This is a genomic window from Amycolatopsis circi, from assembly GCF_003385235.1.
GTDB lineage: Bacteria > Actinomycetota > Actinomycetes > Mycobacteriales > Pseudonocardiaceae > Amycolatopsis > Amycolatopsis circi.
The window spans coordinates 1-3,931 of record NZ_PQIA01000266.1; the positions used below are offsets into that span (position 1 = coordinate 1).

The window sequence follows — 3,931 nt, forward strand, 5'->3', positions numbered from 1 at the left end:
GCCGACGTGCCCCCCGCCGCGCGCAGCTTTCCCAGACCAGGCACCCTGGCCCCATGACTCATCGCCCCCGGTTCGCGGGAATCGTGCTGGCCGGCGGGTCGGCGCGCCGGCTGTCCGGAGTGGACAAGCCGGAGCTGCGGGTCGGCGAGATGTCCTTGCTGGGCCGGGCGGTCGAGGCGCTGGCCGGAGCGGAGCCGGTCGTGGTGTGCGGACCGAAGCGGCCGGGCTACGACACGGTCGTCTGGACCCGCGAGACCGTTCCGGGCGCGGGGCCGGTCGCGGCGCTGGCTGCGGGGCTGGAGGCCATCGGGGACGCCGAAGTCGTCGTGCTGCTCGCCGCTGATCTCCCCGGCATCCGGCGCTCCACTGTGGACCGGCTGCGGTCCACAGTGGTCAGCACAGACGGTGCGGTGCTCGTCGACGCGGCAGGGGAGCGGCAATGGCTGGTGAGCGCTTGGCGCACCGCGGCGTTGCGCGAGGTCATGCCAGAGCGTCCGGAAAACGCGTCGCTGCGCCGGACGCTCGGCGGATTGCGGATCGCCGAGGCGGCCGCGGAGCCCGGCGAGAGCGACGACATCGACACGCCGGAGGACCTGGAAAAGCACCGCTGACAGGGGCTTCACAGCTGTCACACCGGCGATGCGATTGGCTACCGTCGCGGGAAGTTCGCGACCCAGTAGGGTCGCGGGCGAGCACGCAGACGTGGAAACCCCTGGAGGAAGAGTGACCGAGCCCGGCTTCGCCGAGGGAGCGAACGGGCAGCAGCCCGGCACCCCGGCGCGGGACGCCCAGCTGCTGGAACGCACCGTGTTCGAGGTGAAGCGCGTCATCGTCGGACAGGACCGGCTGGTGGAGCGCATGCTCGTCGGGCTGCTGGCGAAGGGGCACCTGCTGCTCGAAGGCGTGCCCGGGGTCGCGAAGACGCTGGCGGTCGAGACGTTCGCGCGCGTCGTGGGCGGTTCGTTCTCCCGCGTGCAGTTCACCCCGGACCTGGTGCCCGCCGACATCCTCGGCACGCGCATCTACCGCCAGGGCGCCGAGCGCTTCGACGTCGAACTGGGCCCGGTCGTCGCGAACTTCGTGCTCGCCGACGAGATCAACCGCGCCCCGGCGAAGGTGCAGTCGGCGATGCTGGAGGTGATGGCCGAGCGGCACGTGTCGATCGGCGGCAAGACCTTCCCGATGCCCGACCCGTTCCTCGTGCTGGCCACGCAGAACCCGATCGAGAACGAGGGCGTGTACCCGCTGCCGGAAGCCCAGCGCGACCGGTTCCTGTTCAAGATCCTGGTCGAGTACCCCACCGCCGAGGAAGAGCGCGAGATCATCTACCGGATGGGCGTCACGCCGCCGGAACCGCACGAGGTGCTGAGCCCGGCGGAGCTGGTCCGGCTGCAGGGCGTCGCGTCGCAGGTCTTCGTGCACCACGCGCTGGTCGACTACGTCGTGCGCCTGGTGCTCACCACGCGCACGCCGAACGACCACGGGCTTTCCGACGTCGCGGGCTGGGTGTCCTACGGCGCCTCGCCGCGCGCGAGCCTCGGCATCATCGCCGCGGCGCGGGCCTTGGCGCTCGTGCGCGGCCGCGACTACGTGCTCCCGCAGGACGTCGTCGACGTCGTCCCGGACGTGCTGCGCCACCGCCTCGTGCTGTCCTACGACGCGCTGGCCGACGGCGTGCCGGTGGACCACATCGTCACCCGCGTGCTGCAGACCGTGCCGCTGCCGCAGGTTTCGGCCCGGCCGCAGGGCGGCGCCGGCCCCGTGCCGGCGGGCGCGCCCGTCAGGTAGCGGCGTGGCTGGCACATCCTCGAAACACCCGGGCGAACGTCCGGCCTGGGCGCCGCCGAACCTGCGCGGCGACCGGATGGAGGCGGGACTGCGCACCCTCGAACTCGAAGTGCGCCGCCGTCTCGACGGGCTGCTCCAGGGCAACCACCTCGGGCTCGTCCCGGGTCCGGGTTCGGAACCCGGCGAGGCGCGGCCGTACCAGCCGGGCGACGACGTGCGCCGGATGGACTGGGCGGTCACCGCGCGCACGACGACGCCGCACATCCGCGAGACGGTGGCGGACCGCGAGCTGGAGACGTGGCTCGTAGCGGACATGTCGGCGAGCCTCGACTTCGGCACCGCGCTGTGCGAGAAGCGGGACCTGGTGGTCTGCGCGACCGCGGCTGTCGCGCACCTGACCGGCGGCGGCGGAAACCGGATCGGCGCACTCGTGTCCAACGGCGAAGGCATCACCCGGCTCCCGGCGCGCGGCGGGCTTCCGCACGCCCGCGGGCTCGTCCGGCGGCTCGCCGAGACGCCTCGTGCCGCCGAAGGCGTCCGCGGCGACCTCGCCGGGGCGCTGGAAAAGCTGCGCCGTCCGCCACGACGGCGCGGCTTAGCGGTGGTGATGTCCGACTTCCTCGGCCCGATGGACTGGGAGCGCCCGCTGCGCGCGCTTGCCGGGCGGCACGAGCTGATCGCGATCGAGATCGTCGACCCGCGCGACGTGGACCTTCCGGACGTCGGCACCGTCGTGCTGGCCGACCCGGAGACCGGACGGCAGCGCGAGGTGCACGCTTCGGCGTTGCTGCGCAAGGAATTCGGCGCGGCGGCGAGCGCGCACCGGCAGACAGTCGCGGCCGGGCTGCGCCGGGCCGGGGCGGCGCATCTGGTGCTGCGCACGGATTCCGACTGGATCGCGGACATGGTGCGGTTCGTCGTCGCCCGCAAGCGTCGCTGGTCGGGAGGTGTCGCATGAGCACAACTGGCCGATTTCATGCGTACGCGTCCTGGAAGGGGGCGACGGCATGAGCCTCGCCGGATTCAGCTCGCCGTGGTGGTTCCTGCTGCTGCTCGCGGTCGCCGCGGTGGCGGGCGCGTACGTGCTGTCGCAGCGGCAGCGCCGTCGCCGGGTGATGCGGTTCGCGAATCTCGAGTTGCTGGAGAAGGTCGCGCCCAAGGCGCAGGGCTGGATCCGGCATGTGCCCGCGGTGCTGATCGTGCTGTCGCTGCTGTTCTTGACGGTCTCGCTGGCAGGTCCGACGGCGGAGCAGAAGGTGCCGCGCAACCGGGCGACGGTCATGCTGGTGATCGACGTGTCGCTGTCGATGGAGGCCACCGACGTAGCCCCGACGCGGTTGAAGGCGGCGCAGGACGCGGCGAAACAGTTCGCGCAGAACATGACGCCAGGCGTCAACCTGGGCCTGATCTCCTTCGCTGGCACCGCGACGGTCCTCGTCAACCCGACGACAGATCGCGCGGGCGTGTCGAAGGCGATCGACAACCTGAAGCTCGCCCAGTCCACCGCCACCGGCGAGGGCATTTACGCGGCGATGCAGTCGATCCAGAGCTTCTCCGCAGTGGTCGGCGGCGCGGACGGCCCGCCGCCCGCGCGGATCGTGCTGATGAGCGACGGCAAGCAGACGGTGCCGGAAGACCTCTACGCCCCGCGCGGCGCGTACACCGCGGCGCAGGCGGCGAAGCAGGCGCAGATGCCGATCTCGTCGATCTCGTTCGGCACCGAGCATGGTTCGGTGGACATCGAGGGCAAGCAACAGGACGTCCGCGTGGACGACGAATCACTGCGCGAGATCGCCCGGCTGTCCGGCGGCGAGTTCTACAAGGCGGCGAGCGCGGACGAGCTGAAACGCGTCTACGCCGACTTGGGCGAGCAGATCGGGTACGAGCTGAAGAACGCCGACGCCAGCAAGCCGTGGGTGGTGCTGGGCACGATCATCCTGATGGCCGGAGCCGCCACCGCGCTGGTGTTCGGCCAGAGACTCCCGTAGGTCCGTGAAGGACTCCTTGAGGGAATCAGACCTGGATCCACCGGTGTTTGTGGTGTTGTAGGCCGTGTCTGGACGCGCAGATGCCCTCTGGCCTGGGATGGTTGTTCTTGCGAAGGAAAGACCAATCCGAGCGAGAGGGCATCTGCTGGATGCGA

Annotated in this window: 4 protein-coding genes; all 4 read left to right on the plus strand. The window is 71.2% G+C overall.

Annotation, left to right across the window (positions count from 1 at the left end; all coding sequences use genetic code 11):
- The first annotated feature begins 53 nt into the window (after positions 1–53).
- The 4 genes from mobA (at position 54) to D0D37_RS46015 (ending at position 3,776) form a co-directional block, all read left to right on the plus strand.
- Positions 54–611, plus strand: coding sequence for a molybdenum cofactor guanylyltransferase (mobA, locus tag D0D37_RS46000; protein ID WP_116206852.1), 558 nt, complete (start codon positions 54–56; stop codon positions 609–611).
- Between the two features lie 112 nt (positions 612–723).
- Positions 724–1,788 carry an AAA family ATPase gene (locus tag D0D37_RS46005; protein ID WP_116206853.1) on the plus strand — a complete coding sequence of 355 codons (1,065 nt, stop codon included), beginning with the start codon at positions 724–726 and terminating at the stop codon, positions 1,786–1,788.
- A 76-nt stretch (positions 1,789–1,864) separates the two neighbouring features.
- A complete protein-coding gene (locus D0D37_RS46010; RefSeq protein WP_244223920.1) occupies positions 1,865–2,746 on the plus strand; it encodes a DUF58 domain-containing protein in 882 nt (293 codons plus the stop codon).
- 49 nt (positions 2,747–2,795) lie between these two features.
- Positions 2,796–3,776 carry a VWA domain-containing protein gene (locus tag D0D37_RS46015; RefSeq protein WP_116206855.1) on the plus strand — a complete coding sequence of 327 codons (981 nt, stop codon included), beginning with the start codon at positions 2,796–2,798 and terminating at the stop codon, positions 3,774–3,776.
- Positions 3,777–3,931 lie beyond the last annotated feature (155 nt).

Excerpts from the sequence above, each read along its gene's own strand:
- mobA (WP_116206852.1), top strand. The coding sequence starts at position 54 with ATGACTCATCGCCCCCGGTTCGCGGGAATCGTGCTGGCCGGCGGGTCG.
- D0D37_RS46010 (WP_244223920.1), top strand. The coding sequence starts at position 1,865 with ATGGAGGCGGGACTGCGCACCCTCGAACTCGAAGTGCGCCGCCGTCTC.
- D0D37_RS46015 (WP_116206855.1), top strand. The coding sequence starts at position 2,796 with ATGAGCCTCGCCGGATTCAGCTCGCCGTGGTGGTTCCTGCTGCTGCTC.